Origin of the sequence: Vibrio sp. HS-50-1, assembly GCF_024747315.1 — a bacterium.
Taxonomy (GTDB): domain Bacteria; phylum Pseudomonadota; class Gammaproteobacteria; order Enterobacterales; family Vibrionaceae; genus Vibrio; species Vibrio diabolicus.
In genome coordinates this window covers 1,017,631-1,037,400 of sequence record NZ_JAMPZF010000048.1, presented here as the reverse complement: position 1 = coordinate 1,037,400, position 19,770 = coordinate 1,017,631, and the positions used below count along the sequence as shown (strand labels likewise).

18 protein-coding genes are annotated in these 19,770 nt (G+C 42.5%); 13 read left to right on the top strand and 5 right to left on the bottom strand.

The window, feature by feature from the left end:
- Positions 1–6: 6 nt before the first annotated feature.
- Genes NDJ01_RS23915 through nirD form a run of 3 tightly spaced genes read left to right on the top strand, consistent with a single transcriptional unit; the run spans position 7 to position 3,709 of the window.
- On the top strand, positions 7–843 hold the full coding sequence (locus NDJ01_RS23915) for an ABC transporter ATP-binding protein (RefSeq protein ID WP_228089337.1): 837 nt from the start codon (positions 7–9) through the stop codon (positions 841–843).
- 10 nt (positions 844–853) lie between these two features.
- Positions 854–3,373, top strand: a complete 2,520-nt coding sequence (nirB, locus tag NDJ01_RS23910; protein WP_258587493.1) for a nitrite reductase large subunit NirB — start codon at positions 854–856, stop codon at positions 3,371–3,373.
- A complete protein-coding gene (gene nirD / locus NDJ01_RS23905; protein WP_258587492.1) occupies positions 3,374–3,709 on the top strand; it encodes a nitrite reductase small subunit NirD in 336 nt (111 codons plus the stop codon). It abuts the gene before it with no gap.
- 98 nt (positions 3,710–3,807) lie between these two features.
- Here nirD and NDJ01_RS23900 read toward each other — a convergent pair whose 3' ends face one another.
- Positions 3,808–4,212, bottom strand: coding sequence for a PPC domain-containing DNA-binding protein (locus NDJ01_RS23900; RefSeq protein ID WP_258587491.1), 405 nt, complete (start codon positions 4,210–4,212; stop codon positions 3,808–3,810).
- Between the two features lies 1 nt (position 4,213).
- Entirely contained in the window at positions 4,214–4,789 is a 576-nt protein-coding gene (locus NDJ01_RS23895) for a TetR/AcrR family transcriptional regulator (RefSeq protein WP_046875345.1), read from the bottom strand.
- Positions 4,790–4,933: 144 nt separating this feature from the next.
- Between NDJ01_RS23895 and NDJ01_RS23890 the strand changes: the two genes are divergently transcribed.
- The 4 genes from NDJ01_RS23890 to NDJ01_RS23875 all read left to right on the top strand — a co-directional run bounded on the left by NDJ01_RS23890 (position 4,934) and on the right by NDJ01_RS23875 (position 7,766).
- A complete protein-coding gene (locus tag NDJ01_RS23890) occupies positions 4,934–5,548 on the top strand; it encodes a glutathione S-transferase (protein ID WP_258587490.1) in 615 nt (204 codons plus the stop codon).
- A gap of 213 nt (positions 5,549–5,761) precedes the next feature.
- A complete protein-coding gene (locus tag NDJ01_RS23885; protein ID WP_005395662.1) occupies positions 5,762–6,022 on the top strand; it encodes a hypothetical protein in 261 nt (86 codons plus the stop codon).
- A gap of 29 nt (positions 6,023–6,051) precedes the next feature.
- Positions 6,052–7,245 (top strand): PP2C family protein-serine/threonine phosphatase, encoded by a 1,194-nt coding sequence (locus NDJ01_RS23880; protein ID WP_258587489.1) that lies wholly within the window; start codon positions 6,052–6,054, stop codon positions 7,243–7,245.
- Positions 7,246–7,268: 23 nt separating this feature from the next.
- Positions 7,269–7,766 (top strand): ATP-binding protein, encoded by a 498-nt coding sequence (locus tag NDJ01_RS23875; RefSeq protein WP_258587488.1) that lies wholly within the window; start codon positions 7,269–7,271, stop codon positions 7,764–7,766.
- A gap of 32 nt (positions 7,767–7,798) precedes the next feature.
- Here NDJ01_RS23875 and NDJ01_RS23870 read toward each other — a convergent pair whose 3' ends face one another.
- The 3 genes from NDJ01_RS23870 to NDJ01_RS23860 all read right to left on the bottom strand — a co-directional run bounded on the left by NDJ01_RS23870 (position 7,799) and on the right by NDJ01_RS23860 (position 10,940).
- The gene (locus NDJ01_RS23870; protein ID WP_012842175.1) at positions 7,799–7,990 is read right to left on the bottom strand and encodes a hypothetical protein; all 192 of its coding nucleotides are present in this window, start codon (positions 7,988–7,990) and stop codon (positions 7,799–7,801) included.
- A gap of 34 nt (positions 7,991–8,024) precedes the next feature.
- The gene (locus NDJ01_RS23865) at positions 8,025–8,360 is read right to left on the bottom strand and encodes an Hpt domain-containing protein (protein ID WP_258587487.1); all 336 of its coding nucleotides are present in this window, start codon (positions 8,358–8,360) and stop codon (positions 8,025–8,027) included.
- A 429-nt stretch (positions 8,361–8,789) separates the two neighbouring features.
- Positions 8,790–10,940: a serine/threonine-protein kinase gene (locus NDJ01_RS23860; RefSeq protein WP_258587486.1), complete on the bottom strand. Its 2,151-nt coding sequence runs from the start codon at positions 10,938–10,940 to the stop codon at positions 8,790–8,792.
- Positions 10,941–11,252: 312 nt separating this feature from the next.
- Between NDJ01_RS23860 and tagH the strand changes: the two genes are divergently transcribed.
- Genes tagH through tagF form a run of 6 tightly spaced genes read left to right on the top strand, consistent with a single transcriptional unit; the run spans position 11,253 to position 19,767 of the window.
- Positions 11,253–12,437 (top strand): type VI secretion system-associated FHA domain protein TagH, encoded by a 1,185-nt coding sequence (gene tagH / locus NDJ01_RS23855; RefSeq protein WP_258587575.1) that lies wholly within the window; start codon positions 11,253–11,255, stop codon positions 12,435–12,437.
- An 11-nt stretch (positions 12,438–12,448) separates the two neighbouring features.
- A complete protein-coding gene (gene tssJ / locus NDJ01_RS23850; protein ID WP_005395676.1) occupies positions 12,449–12,904 on the top strand; it encodes a type VI secretion system lipoprotein TssJ in 456 nt (151 codons plus the stop codon).
- A 21-nt stretch (positions 12,905–12,925) separates the two neighbouring features.
- Positions 12,926–14,251: a type VI secretion system baseplate subunit TssK gene (tssK, locus tag NDJ01_RS23845; protein WP_104972680.1), complete on the top strand. Its 1,326-nt coding sequence runs from the start codon at positions 12,926–12,928 to the stop codon at positions 14,249–14,251.
- A gap of 11 nt (positions 14,252–14,262) precedes the next feature.
- Complete coding sequence (gene tssL, locus NDJ01_RS23840; protein WP_176319532.1) at positions 14,263–15,555, top strand: type VI secretion system protein TssL, long form; 1,293 nt, start codon at positions 14,263–14,265, stop codon at positions 15,553–15,555.
- A gap of 16 nt (positions 15,556–15,571) precedes the next feature.
- Positions 15,572–19,090 carry a type VI secretion system membrane subunit TssM gene (gene tssM, locus NDJ01_RS23835; protein WP_258587485.1) on the top strand — a complete coding sequence of 1,173 codons (3,519 nt, stop codon included), beginning with the start codon at positions 15,572–15,574 and terminating at the stop codon, positions 19,088–19,090.
- Positions 19,072–19,767, top strand: coding sequence for a type VI secretion system-associated protein TagF (gene tagF / locus NDJ01_RS23830; RefSeq protein WP_258587484.1), 696 nt, complete (start codon positions 19,072–19,074; stop codon positions 19,765–19,767). Before tssM ends, tagF begins: the two co-directional genes overlap by 19 nt.
- Positions 19,768–19,770: the final 3 nt, after the last annotated feature.

Sequence of the window (19,770 nt, the reverse complement as noted above, 5' to 3'; positions counted from 1 at the left end):
ACGATCATGGAAAAAGCATTATTAGATCTAACGCGTTTAGGGATGCGATTCCCAACGCCAGATGGCGAGTTCATCGCGTTAAAGAACGTCGATTTACAAATCAATAAAGGCGAGTTTGTATCGCTGATTGGTCACTCTGGTTGCGGTAAATCAACGGTATTGAACTTAGTCGCAGGACTGCACATGCCAACAGACGGCGGCGTGATCGTCGATGGACGAGAAGTAGCTGGACCGGGACCAGACCGCGCGGTGGTGTTCCAAAACCATTCATTATTGCCTTGGCTCACCGTGTATCAAAACGTTGAGCTCGCAGTAAAACAAATTGCCGGCAAAAAGGGCAAAGTGTGGATTCAGGAGCAAGTGAATCACTATTTGGATTTGATTCAGATGCAGCATGCCGCGCACAAAAAGCCGGATGAAATCTCGGGTGGTATGAAGCAGCGAGTCGGCATCGCCAGAGCACTGGCACTTCAACCAAAGGTTCTGCTGATGGATGAGCCATTTGGTGCGTTGGATGCGTTAACACGTGCACACCTACAGGATGCACTGATGAAGATTCAAGCCGAGCTAAACAACACCGTCATCATGATTACCCACGATGTGGATGAGGCGGTGTTGTTATCTGACAAAATCGTGATGATGACCAATGGACCGGCGGCAACCATTGGTGAAGTGTTAGAAGTGAATCTACCTCGCCCTCGTGAGCGTGTGGCACTGGCGGATGATGCGCAGTACCAGAAGTGTCGACAAGCGGTGTTGAAGTTCCTTTACGAGAAGCAATCCAAAGTCGAGATTCCTGCTTCGAAAGAAGACAAATCCAAAACCGCAGCGCAAACGGCATAAGGAGGCAGCGATGAACAGTCCTTTAACGATTCCAGTAAAGAACGCATTGAGCCACATCGTTGTGGTAGGTAACGGTATGGTCGGGCAACACCTCGTCGAGCAGTTAGTGCAGAAAAACGCGCATTTGGAGAACCGAATTACCGTGATTGGTGCAGAGCGTTTTATCGCGTATGACCGTGTACAGTTGTCCTCTTTGTTTGCGGGTAAGTCTCATGATGATTTAATGCTGAGTAACCAAGAATGGTACGACATGCATGGCATCCAACTCGTACTTGGCAGCCAAGTAACAGGCATCGATAGAGAGCAAAAGCGCATTCTGCTTGATGGTGAAGATGTGCTGGGTTACGACCAACTCGTGCTCGCGACCGGTTCGTACCCATTTGTGCCTCCAATTGAAGGTAAAGACCGCGATAACGTGTTTGTCTACCGCACGCTTGATGATCTTTCACAAATCAAAAAGGCATGTGAAGACGCAAGAACGGGCGCAGTGATTGGCGGTGGCTTGTTGGGTTTAGAAGCGGCAAACGCACTCAAACTATTGGGGTTAGAAACTCACGTTATTGAATTTGCGCCACGTCTGATGCCCGTGCAGTTAGATGATGGTGCCGGCTTAGTGCTAAAAGAGAAGATTGAAGCGCTAGGGTTAACCGTACATACCTCGACGGGTACGGAGCGAATCTGCGATGGTGAAACGGCTAAGCATCGTATGGTGTTTAAAGACAAAGATCCTCTCGAAGTGGATGTGATTGTCTTCTCCGCAGGCATTCGCCCTCAAGATGAGTTAGCAAGGCTGGCTGAGCTAGAAGTAGGCGAGCGAGGTGGCATTGTGATTAACAACCAATGCCAAACCAGCGATGAGAACATATACGCGATTGGCGAATGTGCGCTGTGGGAGCAAAAGATCTTTGGCTTAGTCGCACCCGGTTACACCATGGCGAGAACCACTGCCGATGTCTTGACTGGAATGCCGAGTGAAGGTTTTAAAGGTGCGGACATGAGCACCAAGCTCAAGCTGCTTGGGGTGGATGTGGCGTCTATCGGCGATGCACAAATGCAAACCGAAGGCGCACAGGAAATGGTGTTGCAAGATGCGGTTGCAGGTATCTACAAAAAGCTGGTGGTTGATGCGAGCGGCACCCAATTGCTTGGTGCGATTCTCGTCGGTGACAACAGCGACTACGATGCGCTTTTGCAGTGTTATTTGAACAAAACAGTTCTGCCAGACCACGCGGCGAATCTGCTTTTTGATACCGGAATGCTGGACGGAGAGATGCCAGACAGCGCTATCATCTGTTCTTGTCACAACGTCACAAAAGGTGACTTAATTGCCGAGATTCAAGCTGGCACTACCAACCTGACAGACCTTAAAGCCAATACTAAAGCCGGTACTGGCTGTGGTGGCTGTAGCAATATGGTGAAGTCGGTATTGGATACGCAATTGGCAGCCATGGGGGTAGAGGTTAACAACCACCTTTGTGAGCACTTTGATCTCAGTCGCCAAGAGATGTTCCATATTTGCCAAGTGGAACAGATCAAAGACTTCGACACCTTAATCGCACTGCATGGCAAAGGGCATGGGTGTGATATCTGTAAGCCGACAGCAGCATCTGTGTTTGCTTCTTTGTGGAATGAACACATCATGGAGCCGCAGCATCAGTCTCTACAAGATTCTAACGATGCTTTTATGGCTAATCTGCAAAAAGATGGCTCTTACTCGATTGTGCCTCGTGTTCCGGGCGGCGAAATTACACCAGACAAACTTATCGTACTAGGCGAAGTTGCGCAGCAATATGATTTGTACACCAAGATCACTGGCGGTCAGCGCGTGGATTTATTTGGCGCGCAGTTAGAACAGCTTCCTGAAATCTGGCAAACCTTAATTGATGCTGGTTTTGAAACAGGGCACGCCTACGGCAAATCGGTGCGCACCGTGAAATCTTGCGTCGGTTCTACTTGGTGTCGCTATGGTGTTGATGACTCGGTCGGATTAGCCATTGAGTTAGAGAACCGCTACAAAGGATTGCGAGCGCCCCATAAGCTTAAGTTTGCCGTATCGGGCTGTACTCGCGAGTGTGCAGAAGCGCAAAGTAAAGACATTGGGGTGATCGCCACTGAAAACGGCTGGAATCTATACGTTTGTGGTAATGGCGGCATGAGACCACGACACGCGGATTTGTTTGCATCCGACTTATCTAAATCAGAGTTGATCACCATGATCGACCGGGTTTTGATGTTCTACGTCAGCACCGCTGATCGCTTACAGCGCACGTCCGTGTGGATGGAGAACATGGAAGGGGGCTTAGACTACCTTAAACAAGTGATTTTGGATGACTCTCTCAACCTATGTGACTCATTGGATGAGCAAATGGCACGAGTCGTAGATACCTATCAATGTGAGTGGAAGAGTACGTTGGATAATCCTCAAAAATTGCAACGCTTCCGTCCTTTCTTGAACAGCACGTCGGGCAGCAAAGTCTTGCCGTACCAACGTGTGCGCGGTCAGCGTATTCCAGTGAAACAGGAGGTGTAAATGGCAGCGTTAACCAAAGTGAAAGTGTGTCAGCTTGATGACTTGATGCCGTTTATCGGTGCCACTGTATTGATTGAAGGCGAGAATGTCGCGTTATTCTACATTCCCGATAACGGTGTTTACGCTGTTCAGGATTGGGACCCAATTGGTAAGGCTTATGTGATGAGTCGAGGGATTGTCGGCGATATTGATGGTGAGATGTGTGTTGCGTCACCACTGTACAAACAGCATTTCAGCCTAAAGAGCGGGCAGTGTTTGGAAGACGAAGCGCACGGTCTAAAAACGTGGCAAGTAACGGTCGACGATAATCAGGTTTGTTACTTAGTCGAAGAATGATTCTCGAAATTAGCTTGCTCGATATGAATAAATTATTGGCGTAAGAGACAAGCGAATAAGGCTCCAGAGACAGCACAGTGTGGCTCTGGAGCTTTTGACTATTTGCAAGAATTCACTTGCAGTTCGGTATAGCCAGTCGAGTCGTCCATCGCTCTGGTAAACTCAAGTTCTGGATAAGAATGGATGATCAATTCTGCGGTGGTGTCTATAACCGTGCCTTCCATTAAATGCCCGCCCCAGACTCGTCCATCACGATCAGACACCGAGATATGAACGTGCTGATGTTCAGGCGTCAGTGTTCCCATCACAGAGACGATTTCAAATAGCTCTTGTTTGGTTAACGTACACTCTGCACCTGCCAAACGAAGATTGAGGTCAGAGACACAGCCAACGCATGAGGCAATCGAGCCTGCTTTGATACCGTGCTTCTCGACCAATTTCGCTAGGCTCAGCTTTAAGTCCATGCCTTTGGTAAGACGAACTGCTATCACTTCAATCGACATATTACTTCCTAATTAAAACCAGCAAGCAGGAAAGCGCCGTATCCAAGTCTGCATAACGTTTGGCTTTGCCAAGTACGCGCATACCTTGCATGTTGTTGAGAACGAAACGAGCGAGCTCTTCTGGTTTCAGCGTTTTCGGCACTAAGGTTTCTTTTTGCGCATTGGTTAGTGAATCCGCAATGATGTCGATAAGATGGTCAAACAAAAAATGCCCTTTGCGCAGTACGTCATCGTCTTCACCAGCGTGCTCAATCAACGCATTTTGAATAAAACACCCACAGTTGCGTTTGCGTTGCAGCTCAGCAAAAGATTTAAGGAACGATTCCAACTCGGGTAAAGACGCATCGTCTTTTTCCAAATCATTCAGTGAGGGTAGCGAGATTTTTTTCAAGTAAGTATCGAGCGCTTCGTAGTAGAGCTGTTGCTTGTCACCGTAGGTGTTGTAAAGACTGAAGCGGTTGATGTTCAACTCGTCGGTGAGATCAGAAATGGATGTATTAGCGAAACCTTTGCGCCAAAAAACGTCCATAGCGACTAATAGTTTTTCTTCTCGATCGAAGTTGGCTTTTCTTGCCATATGCGTACCTACCTGAGCGGTTTTTCTCAAACCACTCCTAAACTTATTGAACAACTTCTGGGAAATGAAGTTCTTGACTGATCGTTTATAAACTGGATACAGTATATCCTAACCAATCGGTTAGAAAAAGAAAAAGGATATAAAATGAAGCTCTACGAAACCGCGATAACTCCAAGTTGTAAGCGAGTTAGCATTTTTTTAAAGGAAATTGGTGGCGATGTTGAACGCATCGCTTTAAATGTGCGTGACGGCGAAAATCTAGCGGAAGATTTCAAGCAAAAAAGCGTCAATGGAAAAGTGCCATTGCTTGAGCTTGAAGATGGCACGACGATTTGTGAGAGCGTCGCAATTTGTCGTTATCTGGATGAAGCGTTTGAAAATAATTTAGCTCTGTTTGGGGCAAACCAACTTGAGCGCGCGCAAGTGGAAATGTGGCATCGCGTGGTGGAGTTTCAAGGTCTGTATGCTGCTTTTCAAGCATTTAGAAACATCACAGCTATCTATGAAGATAGAGAGCGTTGTGTTAAAGAGTGGGGCGAAGAGTCCAAGCAACGCGTGCAAGAGTTTTTACCGTTGTTAGATAAGCGACTTGGTGAAAGCGAGTTCATTGCCGCTGACCATTTTACTATCGTCGATATTACAGGCTTTATTTTGATTGGTTTTGCAATTAAAGGCCTAGAAATCGATGTGTTTACTACTGCACCAAACATTGCGCGTTGGTATGAGCTAGTTTCAGCTCGGCCTGCATTTCTAAGTTGATGTACCAGCAGCGAGTAGATCATTGCTCGCTGCTATTGCCTTTCGAATTCACAAGGATATTCAAATTCTTCAGCTTTTTTCTTATTTTGTCTCCTATCGCCTATAATTGGAAAAACAACCTCAATGGGCTTCAATGCGTTTTAGAGCCTAGCGCTCTTAGTCTGTAGACGTTCTTTTCATAGTGGGAAGTCTATTAATAGACAAGGAGAGGTCATGCGTATTCAAGTTAAAACTATCAATAATGTTCTTATTGCTCTTTTAATGGTTTCGGTCTTTGGTCTCGTCGCGCTGTACCTCAATAACACACAGCAGAATGAACAGATTGAAAAACTGCAAAGTCAGTTAATAGAGAAAGAACATCAGATATTAATCTCCAATGAGGCGCTGTCCTACACTCGATATCAACACCAGTTATTAGCTGAAGATTATAGTCGTTTTAGAAATGAGCAATCAGTGACTAGTGTTCTACGTTAGCGTGCCCGACTACCGTCTTAAGGAGGCGAATGAAATCCATTCTTTTGGTCGATGACAGTAAAACAGTACTACTTTATATCAGCAGTGCATTAGAAAAGCAGGGATATGAAGTTATTGCTGTTGAAGACGGACAATCCGCACTTGAAGTGCTGACTTATCGCAAAGATATTCAGTTTGTACTTAGTGACTTAATGATGCCTGGCATTAATGGTATTGAGCTGTGTCGGCAATTAAAATCGCAAGTTAGTGAACGTTACATTTTCTTTGTTTTATTGTCCTCTAGAAATGACCAAAGCTCGATCGTGAAAGGCATCGATGCTGGCGCAGATGACTTTGTGGATAAGAAAACGTCTGTAGAGGAGCTTCAGGCCAGAATCCGTGCGGGGTTTCGTACTTTAGAACTGCACAACAAACTCGTTGAGAGAAATAAAGAGTTAGATGCAGCCTATCGAATGATCCATCAAGATTTACAGTCTGCTAGTCACCTGATGGAGCAACTGCTCCCAGCAGAGTCGTCTATTCAGAACATGCAATTTAGTTACGCCTACAAACCGTGCTCCCAGATTGGTGGTGACATGTTGGGGTATTTTGAGCTTGATGAACAACATGTCGCATTTTATGTTTTCGATGTTTCAGGTCATGGTGTTTCGTCTGCTTTGATGGCTTTTTCTATCCAACAGACGTTATCTCAAAATCTGGGACCTGATTCGATAACCATGGAACTAAGAGATGGCGACTACTGTATCAGTGAACCAGCAGCCGTTATTGATCGGCTAAACCGACGGTATCAGCAAACTAGGAACAGTCAGCTTTATTTCACCATGGTTTATGCCATTCTTAATACAGAATCAGGACAACTTCGCTATTGTACTGCTGGTCATCCTAAGTTCCTTGTTTGGCGAGCGAGCACCGAAACTACAGAGCTGGCGGGTGAAGACAACTTTATGATTGGCGCTTTGCAGCCGATGGAGTACGTTGGTAATCAAATTATTCTGAGTGAGGGGGATGTAGTATGGCTTTATTCGGATGGTTTGATAGAAGCGAGGAGAGGTGACGAGATGTTTTCAGTACAAAGGTTGGCATCAAGTATAAAAGCTGTTTGTACTTCGCAATTAGAAGCAGAAGTGCAGGCTAGATGTGTCTTTGAACAAGTACAATCTTGGCAGAACAAAGATGAGTTTGATGATGATGCGAGTCTTTTACAAGTAAGGTGGCGTGGCTGATAGCCTAGGGATAAAGGAAAAAAATGTTCCAGAGCGAGTTTAAACGAACTTACGGTGGATCCCTTACTCGCTCTCGAAGTGCGAGCAAAGAGGTTGCTAAGTTTTTAATGGATAATCAAGTATCGTTAAGTACGGCTCAGTCGTTGGAGCTTTGTGTTGTTGAGCTTATGAACAATGCTTACATCCATTCTTACAGTGAAATTGAAGGCAAGCCGATAGACGTGGAGTGTAGGATTAGATGTGACCAAATGTCAGATTTCATTGAACTTAGGGTTTCTGACTACGGAGCGTCAATCAATGAAATGACATTCAACCAACATAAAAATAAACAGATTGAGGCTCCTAACTTAGTGGATGATGATAGTTGGTCTGCTTCAGGTCGTGGACTGATGTTAGTCGCTCAATTATCTGACCAGTTCAAGTTAGAAAAAGAGATTGGAAAAAACACGTTTGTTTTAGTGAAGAGGAGCGGCGAAAAACTAACAACCAAGCAAGATCTATTCATCCCACCTGGTCCCTAGCGTTAATCTGACGGTTACGTTGTATGTTATTGTTATTTTGTATTTGTGGTTGGTGCAGGCGACAATAATGCTTCCAACTCTTCTGGTGTCAGTATATCACTGATGTTTAGCATATTGCTCTCATCATCTAACGCCATCTTTGTACGACTAAGCAAGTACCTCTTTTGAGTTGGCGTTAAGTCTTTGAGAGACTCAATCAGCTCCTTGAAATTGCTATTGTTCATTGCCATATTTCCCCCAGTTAAGCCTTAATTTGTTTTATTGCATATTCTTCAAGTAAGCAAAGATTTGTTGATTAATGGCAGCTAGCTCTTTAGAAACTATAGCTATATCTGAGCTATCTGGCTCGTTATCGTTTCTTGTTTCTGCTTCTATTTTTGTGAAAACAATGACAGCGGTTTCTTCACCAAAGCTCTCTAGAATGCCCTTTAGACTGTGAGCCAATAAGTAGAGTTCCGGCCAACATTTGTTTGCGTACAACTCATTGATACGCTGTATGTCATTGGCGTGGTCTTCTAAGTATGTGGAAAAAACGGTGACGATAAGATCTACGTCGTTCTCCATGTATTTATTGAGAACATCAAAATTAATCATGTTTACCTCTGACTAACCGCGAGGTAGAAAAATGTATCGGATAGGAACGTTGAAGTGGGGGGAGTTGAGCGCTGAACAGTGTGCTTATCACTTGAGCTAGACTCATAAAAACAAAGTTATTGTTCGGTACACTTTGACTTATATACAAGTGTCTATGATCTAATCTTTTGTGCAAAGCATTTTGCACTCGTGTCGTGGCAACACAAGTTACGTGATAGTGGGTTCCAAATAAAATGCTGGGTTGGGAACAGTCTTGTCTACCTAGTTTAAAGTAATCATCAAACAAGTAAGCCAAGCGCTCGCCAACTTTGACTATTCCTTCAGTCAAGGTTAACTCTCCTAATTGAGTATAAATACAAGTTAGCAACCTAGTTGCATAATGGCAAGTAGCTTGACGCAAAAAAGGGGCCTTGCGCCCCTTTTGTACAATTAGCTTTGCTTGGAGTCCTGTTCTACCTGCCTCATTAACTCGTTCGCCTTCTTCATTGCACGTCTTGCGCTTGTGGTCCTTCTCTTATTGAGTAGTATGTCGGAGAAGCGCAGGTATTTATCTGCAGTTTTGAATCTCAAATCGTTAATATCTTGAAAACCGATAGGAAAGTTCTTCGAAAACTGATCAACATCTTTCACTAAGTTATCGAGGTGAGTTGTTGTTCTTGCCTTTTCTAGGCGGTAATAGAAGTTTTCAAATTCCTCTTGGAACAAAATTCGAGCAGCCTCGTCCGGAAATGGTAGAGGATCGTTAGAGTCTAGCGCGGTCTCATACAGTTTCATTTCGAGAACTGCATCTTTCATCGCGTTGCTTATTTTTAAGTTGTTTTGATGCTCTTCAACGTTTGAGAAGAAAGTATTCCCAACCTTAATTAGCGCAACAAGTGCTGCAGCATCTTTATTTTTGAGTGCTTCAGTTAGGTGTTTACCAAAAACATCGCTAGATAATGAGCTTGGCGTAAATGGGTAATCCTGATGAATTTGATTTAACTCATCTTTCAGTTCATAGATGGACTTACTGTCTTCTTCTTTACTGTATCGAGACTTTTCCAGTTGGCTATTGATTTGTCTGGCTATCGAAAGCAATGTGGAGTGCTTGCTTGATTGAATATCTAACGCCAGAACTTCAATTTTATGTGAGTCAGGGTAGTAGGCTTTTGCTTTGTTTAGTACAGACTCGATTTCATCATAATTTGGATAGTTGTTAGCATCAGAATTCAGAACCTGATCAATCTCAGATTCAAACTCACTTAGAAGGTAGCTCTTATGCTGTCGTAGTAAGCCAGCTTTAATCACCGGGTGTAAGTTTTTCTCACTATTAATCAGTGACAAGCTTTTTTCTGGCGGTGTATCAAGCAACCATTCCTGCCCATTAATCTGATCATTTTGCTTGTTAATAGCTATTTCTAAATCAGAGATGGTTTCTTGTTGTTGTTGATAGCCAAATACGATTCCGGTAACCAATAGTACGCTTGCAGCTACACCGCTAACGATAGGCCAATATCGCATGTTCAACTTTTGTTTTAACTGCTCTGGGGTAAGGTCTTTGGGGATGATGCCAGTTGAAAACACGCGTGCAAAGATAGGCCACTTAGATGCTGGCATATTAGCAGGTTTCGAGACCTTCATTTTCTTTTTGAGAGCTTCATTAACAGGAGTTCTTGAATAAGGATGCTTGCAACTCAATAACTCGTAAGCAATACAAAATAGCGCAAACATATCGTCGCTTAAGTTTGGCTCTTTACCCGACAACAAGTTGAGCGATGCGTAGTTTGGAGTATAACCAAGAGTCTCCACATTTTCGGATTTACGTTTAGCTGCGTATTGATCTTGCTTTAATTGATGAGTTTTAGATACACCAAAGTCGAGTAATTTAACATTACCTTCAGACGTTAAAATGACGTTAGCGGGCTTTAAATCGGCATGCACGACACCAAGTGAATGGGCGTAAGACAGCGCGTCAAGTACCTGATTTAGAATCGATAAAGTTGCATTAAACTTCAGCCCATGCGGCCTAGAACGTTGTATTAAATTCTCTAATGTTTCCCCGTTAATATATTCCATCACTAAGAAATATATTTCGCCATCAACACCAAAATCAAAAACCCTAATAATATTAGGGTGGCTTAATCTTTGTGTTTGCTGAGCTTCACGTATCAACATGCGTGCAGTCTCTGGTTGAGATGCAAACTCTTTTTGTAAAATCTTTAATGCTACGTAAGGGGTTTCTGAACCTGAAGATTCTAATATCTTATCTTTTGCTAAATAAACATCACAAAGTCCGCCATGGCCAAGAACCGACTCGATTTCATATCGGTTTTTGACAGTTGTGCCTATTAAATTCTCATTAATAACATCTTTGTCATTATTTGATGTGTTATTTTTATTGTTTATTTTCTTATTAACTAACGGAGTGTTTTCTTTTTGAGACAGTTTTGTATTTGTTTCATTTTTATTTTGAACGGAGCCTTCATTGCTAGCAACTTTATTTGATTGAATTGCATTGTCTCGTTTTTGAGTCTTTACAATTTTAGTTTTGTCTCCGCTATCTTTATTATTTATAGAATTGTTTTTATTGCTGTCTTCCATCACAAGAACTCCGTATAAATGATGGGGGAATATATACCTTTCTGCTCAATGAAAAGTCATTATGTTAGAATTTCGCGGCCAAACTAACATTCGTTTTTTTATTGATGAAAGTCTAAGTGTCAAAAATTTGAACTTGGTTGGATAATTAAAATTGTTGAACAATACGTGATTGCTTTGATAAAAAAATGATTCATTATTCCGTGCATGATTTTCAATGGCAGATTTAAGATCTTTATTAATCTTACTGTTAATAAGAAAGTGACTAATAATAAAATTAAAAATAATATTTATCAGGTCTTTGGCGAGGTTTACATGAAGTTGGTTTTAACCATAACAAGTTTTCACAAATTTACTCCAGAGATAGAGAGTGAGTTTGTGTTTGAATCAAGTGATGAGCATGCCAAGGTTACATTTGGTCGGTCTGAACAATGTGATTGGACATTGCCAGACCCTGAAAGAGTAGTATCTGGAACTCACGGAGAGCTCATCAAGTTTGGTGATAAATACTTGATAAAAGACTTATCAACTAATGGCACGTTTGTTAATAACGCTGTGACACCTGTGGGCCAAGGAAATGAGATTGCACTAAGCGACGATGATACGGTTAGTTTAGGGGATTACCAAATTTCAGTAAGTATTCAAACGAGCATTGAGGCATTCAATAATCAGGAAAGTAACTTTCGTTCCAGTTCAGAACCTGAAGCATTCTCGAGTTCATCTGAAGCAGAGTTTGTAGACCTCGGCCTTAGTGCCAGTGAGCTTTTGAATGAGAGTGTTCCTTCTGACTTTCAATTAGATATTGGATTAGTCGATGATTTCATTGATATCCCCAAACCAGAAAAACAGAGTGTAGATCCTACACCTGTACCGGAAACCCCACGTCAGCTAGAACGTCAGCCAACTCCCAAATTTGATAGTGAGCTTGCGGCGTTCATTAAAGGAGCGGGTATTGATCCAACGATGATTCCCAGCGACAACAGAGAACAATGGTTTGAACAGCTGGGGGAATCATTTTCTTTGATGTTAGTTGGTTTAATGGAAACGCTGCACAATCGCGCGGTATTTAAACAAACAAATCGACTTAGTCATACTGCGTTTCGGAAGTCAGAAAATAATCCTCTGAAGTTCTCTGCGAATTTAGAAGATGCAATTCATAACTTATATAACCGTCAAACTGCAAGTTTCCTAAAGCCAAGTGCTGCCATTAAAGAAGCGTTTAGTGATATAGAAAGTCATGAACAAGCGTTAATGAAAGGTGTTGAGGGTACGGTTTCAAGTGTTATGTCGCTTGTTGAACCTACGTCGATATACTCAGAAGCTTTAGCTAAAGACACGGTTATTAATAAGGTTATTCCAGCAAGGAAATATGCTCAAAGTTGGAAGCGGTTTGAGGATATTCATGAAAAGCTATCCGATGACATTATCAATAAAGAATCTCCATTTTATTTAGAAGATTTCGCTAAACACTATGAGTTAGCATTAAAAAATAAAAGCTAGGAAATAGGGTGATGAAAAGAGTTTATCAGTACATTTTGTTATTAATTTCAATGGTTTTATTTGGATGCTCAGCAGCCAACTTAGTTGTTGACCCATATTCAGATTTAGAAATAACAGCAAATCACAATATTAACCCTGACTCCAATGGTAGGCCATCCCCTGTAGTCGTGTATGTTTTTGAATTAACATCAAATACCCTTTTTGAAAGTCAGGATTTTTTTTCAATTTATGAAGAAAGTGAAAAGGTATTAGGCCCTGATTTAGTGAATAAATATGAAATATCATTAACTCCAGGTCAGAAAGAAACATATCAGGCAAGTATGTCTCCAAAGACTGAATACTTAGGCATTGTCGCAGCGTTTCGAGATATTGAAAATTCAAATTGGCGACAAGTCATTGAAGTGGATAAGACCGGTTACAACACCTATCAAATTCTGTTAGAAGATCTGTCTTTGGTCGTAAAATAACGTTTAGTTGGCTAATTATAAATGACGCAATACTCCAAGACGGCTTGGTGCGAAGGGATGTTTTTACGTCCCCAGCACTTTCAACAACATGAACGCGCAACCTCTCAAGAATTCAAAGGCTTACATCAGTTTGGTGGGGCTTATAATTGGGGGGTTTGGAAATGTCGAGTAAAAGAACATGCATTAAAAGATGGTCTGATTGAATTAGATCACTTTGAGGCAGTTTTGCCAGATATGACTCTGGTTAATACCTTAACAGCCAGCGATTCGGTTGTGCCTTTATTTATTGATAAAGACGTCGAAAATACGTTAGTAAAAATCACTCTTCCCCTTTCAAATATCAAAGGTAAAAATGTTTCTGATGTAAGTGAGGCGATCGTTTCTCGTTATGTACTTAAAGACGTTGACGTTATAGATAATCTCACTGGGCAGGATGAAGAAACGATTCAAGTCGCAGCCCTAAACCTGGAACTGAAAGCCAGCAATGACAAATTAGCCGGTTATGTTGAGTTACCGATTTTGAAAATAAAAGAGGTAACGGCAGAAGGCGAAGTAATACTAGACGATTCGTATGTTCCACCGCTTATCAATTTACTTAGCGACAAAGTTATGTCGGCTTACTTGCGTAACGTTATTGCGATGACAAAGATGCGTGCCGACGTTATTGCGCAGCGATTGATTAAGGGCAAAGCCGCATCTGCATCTGCTGTTGATTTCATCATGCTACAAATGTTGAACAGGTATGAGGCGATGTTAAAGCACTTTAGTGACCTAGACAGGCTACATCCATTGGAATTAGCTACGACCCTGAAAGGTTATATTGGTGAATTAGCTACGTTTTCTGACAAAACCAAGAGGATGCCAAGCTTACTTACATACGATCACTTAGATGTATCAAGTGTTTATAGCGAATTGAATCAAGTTCTGAGTCAATATCTGAGCGTTGTCCTTGATCAAACAGCAAGCAAACTTCCTTTGGAGCCACGACAATATGGAATTCAAGTGACGCCACTTCCAGATAAGCGTTTACTTGAATCATGCCAGTTTGTGCTTGCAGTCAAAGCTGATACGACAACAGATGAAATCAGACGTTTAGTCCCGGCGCAGCTCAAGTTTGGACCAGCGGAGCAGATTCGTGATCTGATCAACAATCAGATTAATGGCATAAACGTAGCGCCATTGAGTGTAGTACCGAGGCAGATCCCTTACCAAACGGGTTATGTCTACTTCGAAGTAGTCAAGAAAGGCCCGTTTTGGATGAGGCTGAAAGACAGTGGTGGTATTGCGCTGCATTTATCGGGGCATTTTCCGAATGCTGACCTTGAGCTATGGAGTATTAGTCAATAGGTGTGCTCAGTATGGAACAAACGATCGTAAAACCAACACCGGGTGGAAGAGCGCCCGCACCGAAACCACAATCAGAAAAGTCAGCAGATAATACGGTAGTTATCTCAAAAAGTCCTGAATTGGTGAATAACGATTCAGTGGTTGCTTATGGGAACAACCCTTTATTGGCAGAAGCGAATGGTCTTTTATCCATTATTGGTCAAATTCGAGCGACAGCGACTCATTCTGACCCGTTGTTTCTAAAAGAGACGTTGGCACAAAAACTTAGAGATTATGAGAACCGACTACGCCACCACGACGTTGATTTGGACACTATTGATACGGCTCGTTACTGTTTGTGTTGCTCGTTAGATGAAGCGGTGCTCAATACTAATTGGGGGGGGCATTCATTTTGGAGCCATGACTCATTGCTTAGTTCTTTCTATGCCAGCAGCCAGGGGGGGGAAGCGTTCTTTAAGTACCTTGATAAGTGCATGGCGCAACCAGATACAAATTTAGATTTGCTTGAATTGATGTACGTGTGCCTATCGCTTGGGTTTCTCGGCCAATATCGTTTGGAAAAAAACGGACTGGAGTCTCACCGAAAACTGAGAAGGCAGATTATCGCTATTCTTAAGTCTTACGGAAGAGGGATACCTCAAGAGCTAAGCAATAGTATCGAACAACACATTTTGAATGGCTCTAAGGCTTCCGACAGAGCTCCTCTCTGGGTTGTGTGCTCCGTAACGGCTGCATTATTGGTTTGTATATTTATGTATTTTAGCTATGAGCTAAACAAGGCTTCCAACCGCACCTTTTCTCAATTAGTCAATTTGGTTCAACCGCAACAGCTTAACCAAGATACAACGTCAGAATCAAAATCAGCGCCAATTTCAGAAAGGATCTCTATGTATCTGGCAACCGAGATCGGGAAGGGGCTAATTAACGTCGAGCCGTTGCAAGACAGGGTAAGAATTTCGTTAAAGTCGCAAGATCTATTTGAATCAGGTAGTGCTGATGTTGTTGCGTATATCCAACCCGTAATTTCTAAACTCGCTAGAACGTTGGAGTCGACCCAAGGCAAGATCATTGTGACAGGTCATACCGATGATAGGCCAATTTTCACGAGTAAATATCCTTCGAACTGGCATCTATCACTAGCTCGAGCTACTGCTATGTCTGAACAACTTATCTCGAATAGCGCACTAGAAGGTCGAGTCATACCAGAAGGTCTGGGTGATGCAAGACCATTGGTTGAAAACAATAGTGACGAAAACCGAGCTATTAACCGTCGAATTGAAATCGACCTCCTTGTCGCGAATTAATAACAGGTAGATAGAGATGCGTATTAAAGAAATTGGCAGAATATTTACTCAAAGGTGGTTTCTCGGTCTTATCGGTGTCGCTGCTTGTTCAATTTTTATTTGGGTTGTTGGTCCACTTATCACGATAGCGGGATATGAGCCACTAAAGAGCGACTTCCAACGACTCGTCACGATTTTGGTGCTGGTGTTTGTGTGGGCTTTATTCAACGTGACTAAACAGCACAAGCAAAAAGTTAAAGAAGACGAAAGTATTCAAACGTTACTTGAGGTTGATAGTCAATCAGATAAAGAAGCGGCGAGTGAAATTGACTTAATGCGCGAGCGTATTGAGCAAGCTGTCAAAGTAGTAACGAAAACACATAAAGGAAAGCGAAGCTTATATGACTTGCCTTGGTATGTGTTGATCGGCCCTCCAGGGACAGGGAAAACAACAGTGTTAAAGCAGTCAGGGCTAGAGTTTCCGTTAGCGGATAGCCTTGGTTCTGACTCTATTGCTGGTGTCGGTGGAACTCGTCATTGTGATTGGTGGTTTGCAAATAAAGCCGTTCTGATTGATACGGCCGGTCGATACACGACACAAGACAGTCAAGAAAAAGTCGACTCTAAAGCATGGCACGGCTTCTTAGGGTTGTTGAAAAAATATAGAACGCAAAGGCCAATTAATGGTGCAATTGTCACGATCAGTTTAGCCAGTGTGATGTCGCAGACAAGAACCGAGCGAAGCCTTCATGCTCGAGCTATCAAGTCGCGCCTTCAAGAACTGAAGAATCAGTTAGGTATGCAATTTCCTATTTACGTACTACTGACCAAAATGGATTTAGTTGCGGGTTTCAATGAGTTCTTCTCTGATCTAAGTAAGGAAGAGCGTGAGGAATTGTTCGGTTTCATGTTTCCGCGTGAAGTGGCTGATGAAAGAGGGGTTATTTCTTTATTCAATAAAGAATTTCATGGCATGTTGGAGCGCCTTGATGCGCGAATGCTGAGAATCCTTGAAACTGAAGATGATTTAGAGAAGCGAGCACTTATTTTTGAGTTTCCTAAACAGCTAAGGGTATTGCAAGCTAACCTTGATGAATTTTTAGCGGAAATATTTGCACAAAATAGTTTTGAAGAGCCAGCCTTGATTCGTGGTGTGTTTATGTTGAGCTCGGTCCAAGAAGGCTTACCAGTCGATAAGTTAATGAATGAATCGACCAATGGACTTGGACTAAATCGCCTCGCTCTAGCAAAGAGCCCAACAGGGTCTCATAGTTATTTCGTGAAGAACTTGTTTGATAAGGTTATTTTCAAGGAACAACTGTTAGGAACGGTTAATCGTCACTATCAAAAGCAGTCAGGGTGGATGCGTCGAGGTGTTTACATTGGCTGTACTTCTCTACTGCTAGGTGCGTCTGCACTTTGGCTTATGAGCTACAAGTGGAATTCTCAGTTGATTGTCGATACCAATGAGCAAGCCGGCCATATTGAAGCAATGATTGGTGCTGAGAGCCTAGATTTTGAGGCGGATATTATCTCAGCCGTAGAAACATTAGATCGATTGATGACGCTTCCTCTAGGAAAACAAAGCAACTACGGCGATGCTGATTCCGTAAAAAGGTTTGGTCTCTATCAAGGAGATAAAGTCTCACAGGCGGCAAACAATGCATATTCTGATGCGTTGACCCAATATTACGCTCCCTTGCTTCTTGATAGCTTGGTGACGGAAATGGAAAGTAATCAACAGCACCGAGAGTATTTGTATGAAACGTTGAAAACTTATTTGATGTTATTTAATCCAGACAAATACCAACAAGATGAAGTGTTGGCTTGGTTTAACTTCTATTTTGAACGTCAATATCCGGGTGAACTAAATATAGACTTAAGAAAAGGTCTGTTACAGCACACTCAAAATTTATTAGAGAATGATGGACAAGGCTTTTCTTATAATACTGCTGCCGTGACTAATGCCCGAGAGGTTTTGACACAAATGTCTCTACCAGAACGTGCTTACCAGCGAATGAAGATACAATTTTCGAAGAGTCATGTTCCTTCATTTCGTTTGACTGATGTCTTGGGGCCTAAAGGGCTTGAGCAGTTTGAACGAGCGAGTGGAAAGCCGTTATCACAAGGCATTTCGGGCTTTTATACGTACAATGGCTTTCATAGCATTTTTCAGATTCAGATCAACCGTACAGTAAAAAGCCTAATGGAAGAGAACTGGGTTTATGGTGACGATCTTAAGGCTCATGAAATTGATCAAGATAGCGCTATTCAAGGAGTCCAATCTCGATACTATCAAGATTATGTGAATGAATGGAAAACTCTGATCGAAGATATTCAACTTAAGCAGGCTCCGAGCCTAGAGCTTGCAACAGAACAAGCTAGAGTTCTATCTGGAGTTGAAAGACCAATCGAATCGTTGTTGAGGGCAATCCAAAAAGAAGTTGGTTTGTCGAAAGTATCATTGTCAGAAAATCAGAAGGCCGCTTCTGAAGTTGCTGGTAAGGTTGCCAAAGTTAAATTTTCGAATACGGCAGATAGACTAGACATGTACTTGCCTGAAGAAAATGGTTTCAATGTTGCACTGCCAGGTAAAGAAGTCGAATCTCATTTTTCGGAGATCTTACGTCTCGGCGAACAAGACTTTGATGATATTCAACAAGCTATGGTTAACTTGCGCTCGTACTTAAGCGATTTATCAAGCTCAGGTAATAATCAGAAAATTGCTTACAAAAGTATTTTAGATGGGACCGTTACACAAGATGTGGCTGCTTCCTTTGCTCGCGCTAAAGAACTTTTGCCTAGGCCATTTAATCAATGGCTAGGTGAACTTTCTCAAGAGTCAGTTAAGTTTGCGGAGAGCGGGTCGAAAGATCATCTAAATCAGCTTTGGGTAACGCAAGTGGTGCGCCCTTATCAGCGGACGATTGCGGGTAGATACCCATTCGCGCCAAATGCGAGCAGAGAAGTAAGGCTGAAGGACTTCAAACGTTTCTTTGGTTATGGAGGTACGCTTGACTCATTCTTCCAAGAGTATCTTGAACCGTTTGTCGATACGTCGAAAAGTCGTTGGCGATTAGAAAAGGAAATTGGAGTTCGTCCAGAAACGCTGATGGTCTTTCAAAGAGCGAAGCGTATCAGGCAGTCTTTCTTTGAATCTGATAATTCATTGCGCGTAGAGTTCGGTATGAAACCAGTATATCTGGATCAGCACATTACTCGGTTTGTTCTAGAGCTAGGTAAGCAAGATTTGGTTTATAAGCATGGACCAGCACGACCTAAATCCTTGAGCTGGCCTGCGGGTCAAGACCAGACTCGAATAGTGTTCACACCACCAGAATCTAAACGCGAAATTGCGCATACCTATGAAGGTGAGTGGGGCATATTCAAGCTTTTGGATCAATCACTTAAAGCAAGACCAGAATCACGTAAAGACAACATAGTTATGATTGATTTAAAGGGAAATAAGGTGCAACTAGAGCTTATTCCGTCTAGTGCTATTAATCCGTTTTGGTCAAATGAAATGGAGAGGTTCAGATGTCCACGAACCTTGTAACATCAGCCTGGGGTTATATCGGTAAAATGCCTGCAAAAGGAGACTTTGTGAAAGATGGCTTATCACAAGATTTTTCAGAGCGCTGGCATGACTGGCAGCAGGCTGTTATTGCAGTCAGCAGAGAACAATTGGGTGAAAGTTGGAATGAGCACTTTTTAACCGCGCCTGTGTGGCACTTTGCTCTGGATGTTAATTACTTAGAAGACTCGACATACATTGGTAGCATGATTCCTAGTGTAGATGCATGCGGTAGATACTTTTTCTTTACTATAGCTCGTGCCGTAAAAGGTGAAGCTGCGCAATATTGGGGGGACAAAGCTTGGACCGAGGACAGTGCATCTCTTGCCCTAGCAGTACTTGAGGACGACTTTGTATTTGATGTTTGGCATAAGAGCATGCAAGAAAAAAACGATTTAGTGGCGAATGTAAAAAGTGAAGTGCGGCCTCTTAAGTTTCTTTATCAAAGCCAAATATCTACGATTTTTCATGATCAAGGTGGAGCAGATCAAAGCGCACTTTTGAATTACCTCGTTAAAGAAAAATTGAGTAAGCCATGCTTTTGGTGGACTGAAGGCTCGACTCTAGTTGAACCATGTATGTTTATGACCAGCGGTTTCCCTTCTATTGGTCAATTTTCTGCCATGCTTGATGGCGGTTGGAAAAAGTGGAATTGGTAGGAT